Source organism: Halorubrum sp. GN11_10-6_MGM, from assembly GCF_005435165.1.
Classification (GTDB): Archaea; Halobacteriota; Halobacteria; order Halobacteriales; family Haloferacaceae; genus Halorubrum.
On the sequence record NZ_SGUC01000002.1, the window covers coordinates 99,492 to 114,801 of the forward strand.

General features: G+C 69.8%; 16 protein-coding genes and 1 tRNA gene. 11 read left to right on the forward strand and 6 right to left on the reverse strand.

What is annotated here, in order from left to right; all coding sequences use genetic code 11:
• The first annotated feature begins 185 nt into the window (after positions 1-185).
• Together EXE46_RS01695 and EXE46_RS01700 are read left to right on the forward strand one after the other, a co-directional pair.
• Positions 186-404, forward strand: a complete 219-nt coding sequence (locus EXE46_RS01695) for a hypothetical protein (protein ID WP_137686772.1) — start codon at positions 186-188, stop codon at positions 402-404.
• Between the two features lie 113 nt (positions 405-517).
• Positions 518-1,858 (forward strand): aminotransferase class III-fold pyridoxal phosphate-dependent enzyme, encoded by a 1,341-nt coding sequence (locus EXE46_RS01700; protein WP_137686773.1) that lies wholly within the window; start codon positions 518-520, stop codon positions 1,856-1,858.
• Between the two features lie 42 nt (positions 1,859-1,900).
• Here the strand turns inward: EXE46_RS01700 and EXE46_RS01705 are convergent, their stop codons facing one another.
• Positions 1,901-2,545: a non-canonical purine NTP pyrophosphatase gene (locus tag EXE46_RS01705; RefSeq protein ID WP_137686774.1), complete on the reverse strand. Its 645-nt coding sequence runs from the start codon at positions 2,543-2,545 to the stop codon at positions 1,901-1,903.
• Positions 2,546-2,667: 122 nt separating this feature from the next.
• On the opposite strand from EXE46_RS01705, the gene EXE46_RS01710 reads away from it, so the two are divergent.
• Positions 2,668-3,072 carry an SHOCT domain-containing protein gene (locus EXE46_RS01710; RefSeq protein ID WP_137686775.1) on the forward strand — a complete coding sequence of 135 codons (405 nt, stop codon included), beginning with the start codon at positions 2,668-2,670 and terminating at the stop codon, positions 3,070-3,072.
• A gap of 35 nt (positions 3,073-3,107) precedes the next feature.
• Here EXE46_RS01710 and EXE46_RS01715 read toward each other — a convergent pair whose 3' ends face one another.
• Positions 3,108-4,166 carry a zinc-dependent metalloprotease gene (locus EXE46_RS01715; RefSeq protein ID WP_137686776.1) on the reverse strand — a complete coding sequence of 353 codons (1,059 nt, stop codon included), beginning with the start codon at positions 4,164-4,166 and terminating at the stop codon, positions 3,108-3,110.
• A 128-nt stretch (positions 4,167-4,294) separates the two neighbouring features.
• Here EXE46_RS01715 and EXE46_RS01720 point away from each other — a divergent pair, with 128 nt between their 5' ends.
• The 3 genes from EXE46_RS01720 (at position 4,295) to EXE46_RS01730 (ending at position 7,638) form a co-directional block, all read left to right on the forward strand.
• Entirely contained in the window at positions 4,295-5,371 is a 1,077-nt protein-coding gene (locus tag EXE46_RS01720) for a M20/M25/M40 family metallo-hydrolase (protein WP_137686777.1), read from the forward strand.
• 94 nt (positions 5,372-5,465) lie between these two features.
• Positions 5,466-5,540: transfer RNA gene (locus tag EXE46_RS01725), tRNA-Glu, on the forward strand.
• Between the two features lie 307 nt (positions 5,541-5,847).
• A complete protein-coding gene (locus EXE46_RS01730; RefSeq protein WP_241981484.1) occupies positions 5,848-7,638 on the forward strand; it encodes an ATP-binding protein in 1,791 nt (596 codons plus the stop codon).
• Between the two features lie 37 nt (positions 7,639-7,675).
• On the opposite strand, the gene EXE46_RS01735 is transcribed toward EXE46_RS01730, so the two are convergent.
• Positions 7,676-8,104, reverse strand: a complete 429-nt coding sequence (locus tag EXE46_RS01735) for a desampylase (protein WP_137686779.1) — start codon at positions 8,102-8,104, stop codon at positions 7,676-7,678.
• Between the two features lie 133 nt (positions 8,105-8,237).
• Complete coding sequence (locus EXE46_RS01740; RefSeq protein ID WP_137686780.1) at positions 8,238-9,494, reverse strand: RNA-guided endonuclease TnpB family protein; 1,257 nt, start codon at positions 9,492-9,494, stop codon at positions 8,238-8,240.
• 174 nt (positions 9,495-9,668) lie between these two features.
• On the opposite strand from EXE46_RS01740, the gene EXE46_RS01745 reads away from it, so the two are divergent.
• Entirely contained in the window at positions 9,669-10,133 is a 465-nt protein-coding gene (locus EXE46_RS01745) for a DUF302 domain-containing protein (protein ID WP_137686781.1), read from the forward strand.
• 39 nt (positions 10,134-10,172) lie between these two features.
• Here the strand turns inward: EXE46_RS01745 and EXE46_RS01750 are convergent, their stop codons facing one another.
• Complete coding sequence (locus tag EXE46_RS01750; protein ID WP_137686782.1) at positions 10,173-10,403, reverse strand: hypothetical protein; 231 nt, start codon at positions 10,401-10,403, stop codon at positions 10,173-10,175.
• Positions 10,404-10,517: 114 nt separating this feature from the next.
• Here EXE46_RS01750 and EXE46_RS01755 point away from each other — a divergent pair, with 114 nt between their 5' ends.
• Positions 10,518-12,413, forward strand: a complete 1,896-nt coding sequence (locus tag EXE46_RS01755) for a helicase C-terminal domain-containing protein (protein WP_137686783.1) — start codon at positions 10,518-10,520, stop codon at positions 12,411-12,413.
• A gap of 278 nt (positions 12,414-12,691) precedes the next feature.
• Positions 12,692-12,883: a UPF0175 family protein gene (locus EXE46_RS01760; protein WP_121562855.1), complete on the forward strand. Its 192-nt coding sequence runs from the start codon at positions 12,692-12,694 to the stop codon at positions 12,881-12,883.
• A 175-nt stretch (positions 12,884-13,058) separates the two neighbouring features.
• Here EXE46_RS01760 and EXE46_RS01765 read toward each other — a convergent pair whose 3' ends face one another.
• The gene (locus EXE46_RS01765) at positions 13,059-14,204 is read right to left on the reverse strand and encodes a 60S ribosomal export protein NMD3 (RefSeq protein ID WP_137686784.1); all 1,146 of its coding nucleotides are present in this window, start codon (positions 14,202-14,204) and stop codon (positions 13,059-13,061) included.
• Between the two features lie 140 nt (positions 14,205-14,344).
• Here EXE46_RS01765 and EXE46_RS01770 point away from each other — a divergent pair, with 140 nt between their 5' ends.
• Together EXE46_RS01770 and EXE46_RS01775 are read left to right on the forward strand one after the other, a co-directional pair.
• Positions 14,345-14,698 (forward strand): DNA-binding protein, encoded by a 354-nt coding sequence (locus EXE46_RS01770; protein ID WP_137686785.1) that lies wholly within the window; start codon positions 14,345-14,347, stop codon positions 14,696-14,698.
• Complete coding sequence (locus tag EXE46_RS01775; protein ID WP_137686786.1) at positions 14,699-15,292, forward strand: asparagine synthase-related protein; 594 nt, start codon at positions 14,699-14,701, stop codon at positions 15,290-15,292. It abuts the gene before it with no gap.
• The last annotated feature ends 18 nt before the right edge of the window (positions 15,293-15,310 follow it).

Consider the following 15,310-nt stretch of genomic DNA (forward strand, 5'->3'; position numbering starts at 1 on the left):
GGGTGAAAGTCGTGCTGGGTCGAACCGCGCCCGGATGACGACGCGCGAGGGCGTTCGCTCGGACGAGAACTCACCCACCCGGCCGCGGAATCCGACGGCGGGGTCGAAACCACCGGCCTCCGGCTCGGGCCGGGAGTTCGACCGACACAGGGATTAATTCGATCCGCCGACAATCGGGTTCATCGATGGCGAACCTCGCGCTCCTCACGGCCGGTGTGGCGTTCGTAGCTTGGGGAGCGCTCAACGTCGCCGTCCCGGGGAACGGAACGGTCCGTAACTTCGTCGGGGCGAGCGAGTGGCAGCGAGACCCGGACCGAGCCGCGCGAAAACAACGCCGGTACACCAAATACGTCGGATACGGGTTCGTTCTGTTCGGGGCGTGCCTCGTGTACGTCGGCGTCTGACCGAATCGGCGCCGTCCGGCAACGAGATCGGACGTATCGATTCAACGTTGGAGAAATATTCAACGTCTGTCCGATCGCCCTGAACTTATTTTACCAGCGTGCCACCGGAACGCATGGATCGCGACACCGCCACGCCCGCCGTCTCGGACCTCCCCGGCGAGCGCGCCCGCGAGTGGGTCGAGTACCACCACGAGTCGGCCGCGCCGAGCACGTACGTCTACGAGTTCGTCTGGGACCGCACCGCCCCCGCCGAGGGCCCGTTCTGTACCGACGTCGACGGCAACGTCCTCATGGACTTCACCAGCCACGTCGCCGCCGCGCCGCTCGGCTACAACAACCCCCTCGTCATGGACCGGCTCGCGGAGTTCGACCTCGTCGACCCGCTGAAGATCGCCGGGCAGGACTTCTACGCCGCGGGCGGGCCGACGCCGGACGACGGGATCCCGGGCTCGTCCGGGCTGATGGACCGCCTCACGGATCTCACGAGCCACTACGACATGGACACCGTCTTCCTCTCGAACTCCGGGGCCGAGGCGGTCGAGAACGCCATCAAGATCGCCTACGACGAGTCGGACGGCGCGAAGTACGCGATCACGTTCGACGGGGCGTTCCACGGCCGCACGCTCGGCGCGCTCTCGCTCAACCGCTCGAAATCGGTGTACCGCCGCGACTTCCCGGAGATCAGCGGCGTGACGGAGGTTCCGTTCTGCGATGATCGCACCTGCTCGCCGGAGAGCTGCTCCTGTGGCTTCTTCGCCGACGGCGTCTCGCGGCTCCGGAAGAAGCTCGACCCGGAGCGCGGGAACGTCCACCCGGACGACGTGGCCTATCTCATCATGGAACCGATCCAGGGCGAGGGCGGCTACCGGTTCCCCTCCGAGGCGTTCACCGACGAGATCGCGGCGCTCGCCGAGGAGCACGAGATCACCCTGATCGCCGACGAGATCCAGACCGGCGTCGGTCGCACCGGCGAGATGTGGGGCTCGGACCACTACGCGTACGAGCCGGACGTGATCGCGAGCGCGAAGGGGCTCCGCGTGGGCGCGACGGTCTCGCGGAGCGACGTGTTCCCCGAGGAGACCGGTCGCCTCTCCTCGACGTGGGGCGCCGGCGACCTGATCGCCTCGGCGCAGGGCGCGCTCACGCTCGACGCCATCGAGGAGGCCGACCTCATGGCCAACGCCGTCGCCCGCGGTCGGCAGTTCACGGAGACGCTGCGCGACGCCGACCTCGCTCCCGTCGAAGACGTGCGCGGGAAGGGGCTGCTGCTCGCGGTCGAGTTCGACACCAAAGAGCGCCGTGACGCCGTCGTGAAGAACGCGTTCTCCCGGGGCCTCCTGACGCTCGCGTGCGGCCACACGGTGCTCCGCATCCTCCCGCCGCTCGACGTCACCGAACGCGAGATCGACCTCGGCGCCGATCTCCTGACCGCGGCCGTCGCCGACGCGGCCTGAGCCGTCGGCCGCGGCCCGGGACCACGCCCGAGCCAGCGGCCCTCACCGGTCCGCGTACCACTCCGCGAACTTCTCCAACGCCCGCCCGCGGTGCGACACCGCGTTCTTCCGCTCGGTGTCCATCTCGGCGAACGTCTCGCCGTCGTGTTCGAAGATCGGGTCGTAGCCGAACCCGCCGTCGCCCCGCGGCGCGACGATCCGCCCCGGGACGTACCCCTCGAACAGTTTCACCGGGAGCGGGTCGGACTCGTCGGGATCGCCTCCCTCGCCGTCCCCGTCCGGCCCCGCCGCCGCGGCCGCGTCGCGGTCGCCGCGGTCGACGGGGTCCGGGCTCGCGGCGAACCCATCGCCGTCGCAGTAGCCGAGGACGCAGCGGAACGCGGCGCGGCGGTCGTCGAGTTCGGCGGCGATCTCGTGGACGCGCTCGACCCCGAGCGTCTCCTCGACGTACGACGAGTACGGTCCCGGGAACCCGTCGAGTCCCTCCACGAACAGGCCCGCGTCGTCGACGAGGACGGGCGCGTCCGCGTGGCGGTACGCCTCGCGCGCCCCCCGCGCCGCGATCGGGCCGAGCTCGTCGGCCTGAATCTCCGTGTAGTCGAAGTCGAGCCGCTCCACCGAGCCGTCCGGGAGGTACCGCTCCGCCTCGCGCACCTTCCCCGGGTTCGTCGTCACGTACCTGAGCACGGATCGCCGTGGGTGCGCGCGCGACGAATAGCCGTCGGTCGCAGGCGGGCGTCGGCGGACCGCTCTCCGGGCGGCGGCTCCTCGGCAGTATCCTTTTGTCAACGCGACGGGATCCGTGACGTATGTCCCTCCCCACCTTCGAGAAGAAGCGGCTCATCGGGCTCATCGCGATCCTGTCGTTCGGGCTCACGTCGCTGTCCGCCGTCCTCCTCCCGGGTCCGCTGGTGACGCTCGGGCCGGCCCTGTTCATCACCGGGTTCTTCATCCTCATCCCGCTGGTGTTGGTGCTCGGCGAGGACTTCCCCCTCGTCGCCGCCAACGGAACGGACGCCGCGTCGGCGTCCGCCACCGCCGAGCGCCCGGTGGCGGCGCTGCGCGACCGGTACGCGAACGGCGAGATCGACGAGGCGGAGTTCGAGCGGAAGCTCGACCGCCTGCTGGCGACCGAGGACCTCGACGAGCGCTTCGACCGAGTCGAGTCCGCCCGCGGTGAGGGGAGCCGAGAGCGCGACATCGAATTGGAGTGAGTCGCCCCGCAGCGCTCGGGCTCGGTTCGCAGCGCTCAGGGGTCGACGCGGACGAGCCACGCCTCGGGGTCGTCGATCTCCCCGGCGGTCGGGAGGTTCTCGGCGCGCTCCCAGACGGCGCCCGCGGCCTCGATCCCCCGCGCGTCGGCGACGTGCCGGAAGAAGGCGGCGCCGCGCTCGTACTGCCGGCGCTTGAGCCCCAGTCCGAGGAGGCGTTGCGCGAGCCGGCGCACCGGGCCTCCCCCGCCCCGGCGCTCGTCGAGCTTCGCCCGGAGGTCCGCGTACTCGCCGTCGAACGCGCGGTCCATCAGCACCTCGGCGTACCCCTCGACCGCGGTCATCGCGGTCTGAAGCTCGGCGAACGCGTCGGGGTCCAGTCCGCGGGCCGCGCCGCCCGAGCCGCCCCCACCGACCATCCCCTCGATCCCGCGCTCGACGCGCGATTCGAGGTACTCCGGGAGCCACGGCGCCGCGCCGAACTCGGCGGCGTGGGTCACCTCGTGGAACGCGATCCACCGGCGGAACCGGGGGTAGTCGACGTCGAGCGCGTTCGCGACCGCGACGATGTTCGGGTGGACGAAGTAGAGCCCGTGGTCGGCGTCGGGCTCGTCGGCGAGCAGGAGCGGGTCGTACTGGCCGAGGACGTTGCGCGCGAGGAAGCCCAGCGCGAACGCCATCGACCCCGTGTTGGCGACCCGAGAGAGGTCCCGCGCGATCGCCGCCCCCGGCGCGGGGCCGGTCGGCCCGGGGGTCGAGCCGTCGACGACCGCGAGCGAGTCGGACCCTTCCGCGCCCTCTGCGGCCGCCTCGATCGGGTCCATCACGCGCCGGAAGGTCCCGACGCTCGCGTCGATCCAGTGGTGGCGGTTCTGGACCTCGACGGTGTCCGGCACGTCGAACTCGATCCCCGCGACCGCGGCCAGCCGCGAGCGGGCGTCGCGGACGTCGGCGGCGTAGCCCGCGCGCTCCGCGTCGGTGAGCGCGATCGATCCGGGGTCCGTCGCGGCCTTTGCGGCCGCGGCGGCCCGGTCCCAGTCGACGACGCCGGGGCCGTCGGCCTCGGCGACGGCCCGGACGCTTCGGAGGATGTCCATGCGGATCGGACGGGCGGGCGACCCAAAGCGCTTGCGTCGACCGGTCCGAACGCCGTCGGAGTCACCGAGATCCCGGCGGCAACCCCTCAAACCGACGTTTTCTTGCCTGCCGCCGCACACCCTCGCGCATGGACGACACGCGCCGCGCGTTCCTCGACGACCTCCTCGCGACGCCGAGCCCCTCGGGCTTCGAGACGGCGTCACAGCGGGTCTGGACCGGCTACGCCCGCGAGTTCGCCGACCGGGTCGAGACCGACGCCTACGGCAACGCCGTCGCGGTTCACGAGGGAGACTCGGACGCGCCGACGATCGCGGTCACCGGGCACGCCGACGAGATCGGCTTCATCGTCCGCGACGTGCTCGACGACGGCTTCCTCCAGATCGGGCGGATCGGCGGGTCCGACCGAACCGTCTCCAAGGGCCAGCACGTCACGGTCCACGCCGACGAGCCCGTTCAGGGCGTCATCGGGCAGACCGCGATCCACCTCCGCGACGGCGGCGACGACGAGTACGAGGACGTGACCGGCCAGTTCGTCGACATCGGCGCCGAGGACGCCGACGAGGCGCGCGAACACGTCGAGGTCGGCGACCCCGTCACGTTCTCGACTGGCCGCCGCGACCTCGTCGGCGACCGGATCGCCGCCCGCGGCGTCGACAACCGCGCCGGCGCGTGGGCGGCCGCGGAGGGACTCCGTCGCGCCGCCGAGAGCGACGTCGACGCCACGGTGTACGCGGTCTCGACCGTTCAGGAGGAGGTCGGGCTTCAGGGCGCCCGGATGGTCGGCGTCGACCTCGACGATGTCGACGCGTTCGTCGCGGTCGACGTCACGCACGCCACCGACAACCCGGACGTCGACCGCGAGCGCCGCGGCCCGATTGAGCTCGGAGCCGGCCCGGTGATCGGCCGCGGCAGCGCGAACCACCCCGTTCTCGTCGACCTCGCGCGCGACGCGGCCGACGAGGCCGGTCTCGACGTCCAGCTTCAGGCGGCCGGCAGCCGAACCGGAACCGACGCGGACGCGTTCTACACGGTCCGCGGCGGCGTACCCGCGCTCAACGTCTCGATCCCGAACCGGTACATGCACACGCCGGTCGAGGTGATCGACACGACCGACCTCGACGCCGTCGCCGACCTCCTCGCGGCGATCGGCGCCGCGGCGGGCGATTTCGCGGCCGGACCGGAGCCGTTCGCCGTCGACGTCTAAGTGCGGCTCGCCACGACAAACCGGGGCACGGCGGCGTCGAAACGGAACTGTTTTACTATCGTCTTTCCTACCGTAGATTGCGACGAACGGACGTGCTCTGGTGGTGTAGTCCGGCCAATCATCTTGCCCTCTCACGGCAAGGACCTGGGTTCAAATCCCAGCCGGAGCATTTCTCTTCCAACACCTTCTCGCAACTCCCGTAGCGACTCGCTGGTCGGTGAGTCGCGGCTATCCCGCCGCCGTCCGATTACCCGCGGCGGACGCGCCCTCCGGCGCGTAGCGGAGTCGCTCGGCCGGTCGTCCGGAACCGATCCTCCGGAGTCGCATCGCGAGCGCGCAACCGCCTAGAACCGTGTGGACGGCCCGCACGACCTCGCTCCACGACGATCCTTCCGTGACATTTCACCGGACTTATCTATCCGTCTCACAATCAATTGATATTCGGATGAGGTGCGATCGCCATCTCGACTGACTCGATTCACGTCCTCCGCGTCGACGGCGACCCGGACGCAGCGGAACGCAGCGCCGATCGCCTCGAACGCGAGCGCGACCGCCTGACTGTGACCACCGCCACGACCGCGAGCGAGGGAGCCTCCCGGCTCGCCGACGGCGACGTCGACTGCGTCGTGTCCGGGTACGAACTGCCGGCGTCGACGGGCGTCGAACTCCTCGAATCCGTCCGCGCAGACGACCCCGACGTTCCGTTCATCCTCCACGCGCGACGGGGGAGCGAGGCGGTCGCGAGCGACGCCGTCTCGGCGGGCGTCACGGACTACCTCCGCGCGGCTCCCGACGGGCGGCGGCACTCCGCTCTGGCGGACCGGATCGTCGACGCGGTCCAGTCCCGGCGCGCCGACGCCCGCGACCGCGACGAGCGGTCGCGCGAGCTCGAACGGGCGAAGCGACTCCTCGCGCAGACGGAGCGGATCGCCGACGTCGGGGGGTGGGAGCTCGACGCCGACACCGAGGCGCTGTACTGGACCGACCACCTCTTCGAGATATTCGAGGTCGACGACGACCGCCCGCCGACGTTGGCGGAGGCGCTGGACGCGTACCTCGACCCCGACAGGGAAGACGTGGCCGCCGCGATCGAGACCGCCCGGGACGCGGCCGAGCCGTTCGGACTCGACGCCCGGTTCGAGCGGACCGGCGGCGAGGTTAGATGGCTCCAGATCCGGGGCGAGCCCGTCGTCGAGGACGACGTCGTCGCCGCGGTCCGCGGCGCGGTTCAGGACGTCACCGACCGCAAGGAGCGCGAGGCGGAGCTCGAACGGGCCGAGGCGCGCTTCCGGGCGCTGGCCGAACAGTTCCCGAACGGCGGCGTCCACTACTTTGACCGGGACCTCCGGTACCGGTACGTCGCCGGCGGGGGGTTCGACGCGATCGAGACCTCGCCGGAGGATCTCGAGGGCCGGACCGTCGACGAGGTCGAGCCGTACCCGGCGGAGACCGCAGCCGACCTCGAGTCGGTCATGACCGACACGATCGAGGGCGCGCGGCGGTGCGAGACGCTCCGGTTCGAAGGCGAGGCGTTCGAGGTCCGGTCGGCGCCGTTCCGGGGGCCGGACGGCGACGTGCTGGGCGGGTTCTTCATCGCCCACAACGTCACCGAGCGCCGCCGCCGTGAGACCGACTTAGAGCGCAAGAATGAGCGGTTGGAGCGTTTCGCCCGCGTCGTCTCTCACGACCTCCGCAACCCGTTGAGCGTGGCGCAGGGACAGCTGCGGCTGGCGATGGAGAGCGGGCGGACCGACAGGCTGGAGAAGGTCGCGGACGCCCTCGACCGGAGCCAGTCGCTCATCGACGACGTGCTGGCGCTCGCGCGGAGCGGCGCGGCGGCCACCGACGAGGAGCCGGTCGCGGTCGACGCGGTCGCGCAGCGGTGTTACGAGACCGTCGACACGCCGTCCGCCGCGCTCGACGTCGAGACGGAACAGACGGTCCGCGCGGACCGGAACCGGCTGCGGCGGTTACTGGAGAACCTCTACCGGAACGCGGTCGAACACAACGACGGGGAGGTGACGCTCACCGTCGGCGCCCTGCCAGACGGCTTCTACGTCGAGGACACCGGATCGGGGGTCCCCGAAGACGAGCGGGAGTCGGTGTTCGAGGTCGGGCACTCCTCTTCGGCGGGCGGAACCGGGTTCGGGCTGAAGATCGTCGACCGGATCGCGGACGGGCACGACTGGGACGTGTCGCTGACCGAGGGGTCCGAGGGCGGGGCTCGGTTCGAGTTCACCGACGTCGACGTGGTCTCGACGGAGTGAGGAGTTCGCGCGCCGGAGCGCCGGCGGGACGACCGCGCTACCGCTCGCTCCGCACCGCGACCGTCTCCTGCTCGAACCCCTCTTCGTCCCCGCGCCAGCGCCACGACCCGACGAACGGACAGCCGTCCAGCGCGCAGACGACGTACGAGTATCCGGGCCACGTCGCCCGCGCGGCGTCCGTCTCGCTCGGTCGCGTCGGCCCCGCGGGGTGCGAGTGGTAGAACCCGACCACGTCGCGGCCGTCGGCCTCGATCGCCTCGAACAGTTCGAGCTGCTCCTCCGGGTCGATCCGGTACCGGACCTCCGGCGCGTCGGCGACGTTCTCCGCCTCGTGGGCGCGCGCGACCACGCTCGGCTCGTCGCCGTCGCCGCGGCTCCCGGCCAGCACGCCGCAGACCTCCTCGGCGCCGCCCGCGCCGGCGCGGCGGACCACGTCGTCGTAGGCCTCCCGAGCGAACTCGATCATACGTCGACAACGGACGGGCGCCGCATAAGTCCGTCTCGGCGAGGGTCTCGTCACCGGTCCGCCCGGCCACTCGTCGGGAATCGCTTCGCGTCAGCGGTAGCGGCAGGTGGTCAACAACCCCACCCTACTTCGCTCACCCTGATGGGTTCGCTCGTTGAGGGAGGGGCTTGTCCGTGAGCTCAGCCTCGAACCCGTCTGGGTGGGCGGTGAATCCGCCACTTGGCGTCACTGTTCCAGACTTGAGGGCGAGTTGACTGTCGCCCGTCCGCCGAGACGACTGTTGGCCTCGACGGACGTACCGCATCCCGATGTTCTTCGCCGCATTGTAATCCGCGTTCGCTTCCGATTCACACTTCACGCACCGGAAGTCCGTGCGAGTTCGGCGATTCTCGTCTGCCGTGAATCCACACTCGGCGCACCGTTGCGACGTGTACGCCGAACCCACTTGCTTCACGGAGATGCCGACTGCTTCGGCTTTGTACGCCACTTGCTCGTACAGCGTTCGGAACGCCCACTTGTGCCCCCACGACGCACCCGTTCGGTCGCGGATGTCAGTCAAGTCCTCGAACGCGATCACGTCGCACTCGTATCGAAGTGCTTCATCCACAATTGCGTTCGACGCTTGGTGAACCACGTCACGAACGTATCGTCGTTCGCGTCCACTTGATTGTTCGAGCGTTCTGTGGGCGCTTCGCGTGCCTGTCTGTTGGAGTCCCGCACGGACTTTCTCGAACTCGCGGAGGTTGTGTGAGAGTTCGCGCCCACTGATGAATCGTGCTGTGCTGGTGACGGCGAGGTTTTCAATACCGAGATCAACCCCGAGAACCGTTCCGTCCTCGGCGGTATCTTGCTCAGTGTCGGTCTTGGGTCGGCGGAAGCCGATGTGTAAAAAGTAGTCGCCGTCACGAGCGGTGAGTGTGCTTTCCGTGACGCTCCACTCATCGGCGTCGAGGTACTGCCGTTGGTAGCCATCCTCGGCTTCAGGGAGCGCAAGTTCACATCGGACGCGGCTCTCCGTCGTGGAGAGTGATACTGTATCGTCATCGAACAGCGTCATTGTTCGAGTGTCGTACGTTACCGTGGGTGCGGTGAACGTGGGTTTACTGGCCTGCTTGCCGTTCGAGTGGCGTTCGAGACAGCCGGTGATGGCTTGTGCGGCTTGGTGGGTGGCGAGAATCGCGTGCTGACTACCGAGGTCGGTTTGTTCGCGCACGTCGTCGTAAGCGAGGGGTTGTACGTCGCTCTTGGCGTTACACTTCCCCCACGCCATGTCCGTGGCAAGTTGGCACCCACGCTTCCACTCGGAGATGGTCTCCTCAAGCAACTCGCGTTGCTCATCGTCTACCGAGAGGCGAGTGATTGCCGTCCGACGCACGTAGTCGTCTGCCACGTATTCAATGTGTATTGGTGGCTATTTATAATCTGGTGGTTGCGACAGATACGAACGCGCTACTCCTCTCCCTACTCGCTCCCTTCGGTCGCTCCTTGAGGAAGGGGACTCCGCGCTACCGCTTCAGTTGAGACGGCGGAACGTACTTTACCTAAAATCGTGATACCTGTTCGCATGAGCGACGCGACCTTCCCCGCGCCGACCGCCGACGAGGCGCTCCACACGACCGTCGACCTCCCCTTCGAGGACGCGGTGCCGTTCGTCCAGCTCGAACACGAGCTCGCCGACTTCGAAACGGTGCGCGTCACGCGGCTCGACGAGATGATCGAGGGGATGCTCGGCCACGACGACGTCGGCCGGACGGCGCTCATCGTCGTCTGTCACCCGGAGATCGCGTACGACGCCCTGCGGATCGACCCGACGCTCGCCGGCATGCTCCCGTGTACCACCGTCGTGTACGAGCGCGACGGCGACCAGCGGGTCCACGTCCACCACGTGTCGGCGACGAAGGCGATCCGCGACCTCGGCTGTGCGTCGGCGGCCGGGGTCGACGAGGACGCCGTCGAGGACCTCGTGGCGAAGACCGGCGAGCTGATGGCGATCGTCTGGGAGAACATCGAAACGCACGGGCAGGAGTGAGGTCCGCGCCGGACGCGCCCGCGCCGACGATCGGTGTCCTCACCGGCCCAGCCGCCAGCGGACGACCGCGGCGGCGACGAGAACCGTCCCGAACGTGACGGCGCCGGAGACGAGCGCGCCGCGGGCGCTCGTCGCCCCGGTCGCGAACGCGCTCGCCGAGGCGGAGCCGCCGATCACCGCCGCGCCGCCCGCTAGCCCGCCGAACCCGATACAACAGAGGCTCAGCAGGCCGACGGCGGACAGCGAGCCGAGAATGCCGTCGTCGCTCATCGCTTGGGGCTCTCTTCCGGCTCGGGCTACCAATAGCTGGCGGGGTCGGGCGCTCCGAGCGCGACACCGCCGCCCAAGCGAGGGTTTAATTCCGCCAGCGCGCGAGGGCGTCGTGTGGACCCGAGCCGGATCCCCGCCGAGTTCCCCGCGCCGAGCTTCCGCGGGGCGCAAGCGCAGGCCCTCGACGACATCCGCGACGCGTTCGCGGCGGGCAACCGGGTCGTGCTGGTGCGCGCGCCGACGGGCAGCGGGAAGTCGCTGCTCGCCCGCGCGATCATGGGCGCGGCCGCGACGGTGGACGAGACCGCCCCCAGCGAGGCGACCGGCGCCTACTACACGACCCCGCAGGTGTCGCAGATCGACGACGTGGAGGCCGACGACCTGCTCGACGATCTCGCGGTGATCCGCGGGAAGTCGAACTACGACTGCGTCCTCCCGGGAGAACACGACACGCCCGTAAACCGCGCCCCCTGCGCCCGCCAGCAGGGGTTCGACTGCTCGATCCGGCACCGCTGTCCGTACTTCTCCGACCGCGCCATCGCCTCCGGCAACCGCTTCGCCGCCATGACGCTCGCGTACTTCATGCGCACCGCCGGCTCCGAGGTGTTCCGGAAGCGCGACGTCGTCGTGATCGACGAGGCGCACGGGCTCGCGGAGTGGGCCGAGATGTACGCCACCATCGAGATCTCGCCCGAGCGCGTCCCGGTGTGGGACGACGTCGGCGTCCCGGACGTGGCGGCCGACGCCGGGCCCGAGGAGGACGCGCTCGACCGGACCGCGCGGTTCGTCGAGACGCTCCGCGACGCCGCGAACCGAGCGAAAGACGAGCTGGTGGGACGCCCGGAACTCGACCGCGAGGAGGTCGCCCGCCGCGACCGGCTCCAAGAGCTGATAAGCGAGCTCGGCTGGTTCCTCGAAGACTACCGCGACCCGGAGTCGCCGACCACGTGGGTCGTCGACCAGCCGGGCGGCGAGGGGTCGGCGCTCGACGTCAAGCCGCTCGACCCGGCGCGGTATCTCAAACACACCGTGTGGGACCGCGGGAACCGGTTCGCGCTGCTGTCCGCCACGATCCTCTCGAAGGAGGCGTTCTGTCGCGGCGTCGGCCTCGACCCCGCCGACGTCGCCCTCGTCGACGTCGAACACACGTTCCCGCTCGCGAACCGCCCGCTGTACGACGTGACGCAGGGGTCGATGACCTACGAACACCGCGACGAGACGGTGCCGAAGATCGCCCGACTGATCGTCCGACTGATGGCCGAACACCCCGACGAGAAGGGGCTGATCCACGCGCACTCGTACGACATCGCGGAGCGGCTCACCGAGCGCCTCGGCGAGTTCGGCGTCGCCGCGCGCGTCAGGCGCCACGACCGACGGAACCGCGACGCCGAGCTGGAGGCGTGGAAGGCGAGCCCGGACCCGGAGGTGTTCGTCTCCGTGAAGATGGAGGAGGCGCTGGACCTGAAGGGCGACCTGTGCCGCTGGCAGGTGGTGTGTAAGGCGCCGTACCGGAACACGAACGACTCGCGGGTCGCGCGCCGCCTCGAAGACGGCCAGTGGGCGTGGTACCATCGGACGGCGCTGCGCACCGTGATTCAGGCCTGCGGGCGGGTCGTCCGCGCGCCAGACGACTACGGTGCGACGTACCTCGCGGACGACTCCCTGCTCGACCTCTTCGAGCGCGCGAAGGCGGACACGCCCTCGTGGTTCCGGGATCAGGTCGACGCGATGACGGTCCCGTCGCTGCCGGCGGTCGACCCCGAGGCCGCGCTCGCGGGGATCGACGCGTCGCCGCCGAGCGGCGCGGGGGCCGGACGCCGACGGAGCCGTCGCTCGGACGGCTCGGAAAGCGCGGCGGACCGGTCGGATCGCGGTTCCGCCGGTCGCGACACCGGCGACGCGAGCGCCGACAGCGGACCGACCGGCGACGAGTCGGTTCAGACGCGCTCCGAGCGGGACGCGGAGCAACGACAGAACCACCCGCTGTCGGACGTGTGGGGCGACGGCTGACGAGGAGCTATCGCGCCGCGGCCGTCACAGCAGCGAGACGCCGTACGCGACCATGGAACTCACCATGAGAAACGCGAAGAACAGCGCCATGAGCTGTTGTCTGTCCATGTCGGCGTGTCGACTACAGAGCGGTATAACTCCTGCGGGCGAGCGCGGATCGCGTGCGGCTCATATTATCTCCCCCGCACCGATCATCCGTCAATATATATCGTATAAGGTGTATCAGGCCCCTGAATGAAGTAGTAACCTTCATAATCCCTCACGCGCCTACTGGATGTATGGCCACGAACGGGCTGTCGAGTGCGCTGACGCTGTACGGTGCGCGAACCCTGACACTGTCGCAGGCGGCCGCACAGGCGGGGCTCAGCGAAGCCGAATTCATCGATCAACTCGAACGCCGCGGCATCGAGGTAACCGAGTCCGAACGCGCCGCGGCGCTCGGCCGCGAACAGCCCGCTCGCGCCGACTGAGGTGTAACCCCTTTCCGCTGACGCTTTCCGACGAACGATCAGTTCCTCCGCCCGTCAGCTCCTCCGCCCGTCAGCTCCTCCGTCCCTCTGGTTCCCTCCTCTCTATCTCACAGTCTCCCGCCTTTCTTTCCGCCCCGCCGTCCTTCGAACGGTCCGCCTCGGACGCGGAGTGCCGTCAGTCCCGCTGTTCCGACGCCGCCACGGTCGGGTCCGTTCCCGCCTCCGGCACGAGGTGGACGTCACCGCCGTGTTCGAACGCGAGGACCGAGTCGGCGTCGTCGTCGACGAAGGCGGGGTTCGGCACGGTCTTCGCCTCGTAGGTGACTGGGTCGAGCACCTGGATCGCGTTCTCGTCTTCGACCGTCACCACGGTCGTCTCTGCCGCGTCCGCGCGGGTGCCGAGCCGGGTCGCGTCGGGCGCCTCGCCGTCCGCGAACGCGGACGCGTACGGCGCGCCGCTCGCGAGGCGCACCCCTTGGAGGCGGCCGGAGACGCCGGTGACGAGGACCGGCCCGTCGCCGTCCTCGGGGTCGACGATCTCGCCCTCCGCGTACTTCGGGAGCCGAACCGCGAACGTGACGCGGTACACCTCGTTGCCGTCGCCGTCCTCCGTGACCAAGGTCGGGTACGACTCGAAGCTCCCGCCGAGCGACTCCGTGATCCGCGTCGCGACGTTCTGCGCGAGGCGGTTCGAGGAGAGCTTGACGTCCGGGCCGTCGTCGGTCTCTTTGACCTCCGTGATGAACGCCTCCCGGTCGCCGTCGGCCTCTTGGTCGGCCACGTACGACTCCGCGATGTCGAGCGCCTCGGCGCGCTCCGCCGGGGTGAGGTCGCGCTCGTCGGCGCGGACCTGAACGATCCCGGCGTAGTAGCCGCCGGCGATGCGTCCGCAGCGGTCGCAGGTCCCCCGCGATATCTTCACGGGGACCGTCACCTCGGCGGAGCGGAGGGTGCCGCGCACCACGCCGGAGAAGCGGCAGTGCATCCGGACCGTGTTCTCGTCGACCTGCTCGGGCTCGACGCCCCACTCGACGTCCTCGGCGTCGACGTGGACCCCGAGCGCCTCCGCGACCTCGTCGACCGCGACGTCGGTGTAGTCGCGCGCGCCGACGTCGCGCCACGACTCGCCGCGCCTGACGGCGCCGCAGCCGGAACAGACCAGCACCTCGATCCGGTCGGGCGCGTCGACTAAGTCGAAGTCCTCGAAGTAGCAGTCGTCACAGAGCAGCGCGTCTCGCCCGCGCGGCTCGCCCGGAAGGGGGTCGCGCCGCTCGGGGACCGGGTCGCCGCAGCGCGGACAGAACTCCCGCGAATCGCTCATTGGCCGCCGCTACGCCGAGGATCCGTTTAAACGGCGCGGACCGTCCCGTCGACGTCGGCGGGCGTGAGACCTCGTCCGGCCGCTCCGCGCGGGTCCCGACCTCCGAAATGGTTTTTCGCGCGGACCGAGAACGGGCGGGTATGAGCGGCAACCCCGACGACGAACGGCTCGAGGAACTGCGCGAACAGAAGATGGAGGAGCTCCGCGAGCGACAGGGCGGCGAGGGCGACGCCGCCGAGGCCCAACAGGAGGCCCAAGAGCGCGCCGAGGCCCAGCAGGAGGCGGTGTTGAAACAGTACCTCACCGACGGCGCGCGCCAGCGGCTCAACGCGGTCGAGATGTCTAAGCCCCAGTTCGGCGAGAAGGTGAAAAAACAGGTCGCCGCGCTGGCACAGAGCGGCCGGATTCAGGGCCAGATCGACGAAGACCAGATGCGAGACCTGCTCAAAGAGCTCCAGCCCGAACAGAAGAGCTTCGACATCCGGCGGCGGTAGATGGAGCTCGCGCTGCTGTACAGCGGGGGGAAAGACTCCTCGCTCGCCGCCCACCTGCTCGACCGGTTCTACGACGTCCGCTGTGTCACCGGGAGCTTCGGGCTCACGGACGACTGGGAACACGCCGAGCGCGCGGCCGCCGAACTCGGGTTCCCGTTCGAGCGCGTCGAGCTCGACCGCGAGGTGGCAGAGAGCGCGGCCGAAACGATGGTCGCGGACGGCTACCCGCGGAACGGGATCCAGCGCGTCCACGAGCACGCCCTAGAGACGATCGCCGCGCTCGACGTCGACGCCATCGCGGACGGCACCCGCCGCGACGACCGCGTTCCGACGGTGTCGCGGGCGCAGGCGCAGAGCCTCGAAGACCGCAACGGCGTCGACTACATCTCCCCGCTCTCCGGGTTCGGTCGCCACGCCGTCGACCAGCTCGTCGACGCCACCTTCGACGTTCAGCAGGGGCCCAGCGAGGAGGTCCCGAAGGCGGACTACGAGGACGAGCTCCGAACGCTCATCGCCGACGAGTACGGCGACGCGACCGTCGGCGACGTGTTCCCCGACCACGACCAGACGTACGTTCACGGCCGGACCGACTGACCGGGCGCCGCCGGAACG

Excerpts from the sequence above, each read along its gene's own strand:
- EXE46_RS01695 (WP_137686772.1), top strand. The coding sequence starts at position 186 with ATGGCGAACCTCGCGCTCCTCACGGCCGGTGTGGCGTTCGTAGCTTGG.
- EXE46_RS01700 (WP_137686773.1), top strand. The coding sequence starts at position 518 with ATGGATCGCGACACCGCCACGCCCGCCGTCTCGGACCTCCCCGGCGAG.
- EXE46_RS01710 (WP_137686775.1), top strand. The coding sequence starts at position 2,668 with ATGTCCCTCCCCACCTTCGAGAAGAAGCGGCTCATCGGGCTCATCGCG.
- EXE46_RS01715 (WP_137686776.1), bottom strand. The coding sequence starts at position 4,166 with ATGGACATCCTCCGAAGCGTCCGGGCCGTCGCCGAGGCCGACGGCCCC.
- EXE46_RS01720 (WP_137686777.1), top strand. The coding sequence starts at position 4,295 with ATGGACGACACGCGCCGCGCGTTCCTCGACGACCTCCTCGCGACGCCG.
- EXE46_RS01735 (WP_137686779.1), bottom strand. The coding sequence starts at position 8,104 with ATGATCGAGTTCGCTCGGGAGGCCTACGACGACGTGGTCCGCCGCGCC.
- EXE46_RS01745 (WP_137686781.1), top strand. The coding sequence starts at position 9,669 with ATGAGCGACGCGACCTTCCCCGCGCCGACCGCCGACGAGGCGCTCCAC.
- EXE46_RS01750 (WP_137686782.1), bottom strand. The coding sequence starts at position 10,403 with ATGAGCGACGACGGCATTCTCGGCTCGCTGTCCGCCGTCGGCCTGCTG.
- EXE46_RS01760 (WP_121562855.1), top strand. The coding sequence starts at position 12,692 with ATGGCCACGAACGGGCTGTCGAGTGCGCTGACGCTGTACGGTGCGCGA.
- EXE46_RS01765 (WP_137686784.1), bottom strand. The coding sequence starts at position 14,204 with ATGAGCGATTCGCGGGAGTTCTGTCCGCGCTGCGGCGACCCGGTCCCC.
- EXE46_RS01770 (WP_137686785.1), top strand. The coding sequence starts at position 14,345 with ATGAGCGGCAACCCCGACGACGAACGGCTCGAGGAACTGCGCGAACAG.
- EXE46_RS01775 (WP_137686786.1), top strand. The coding sequence starts at position 14,699 with ATGGAGCTCGCGCTGCTGTACAGCGGGGGGAAAGACTCCTCGCTCGCC.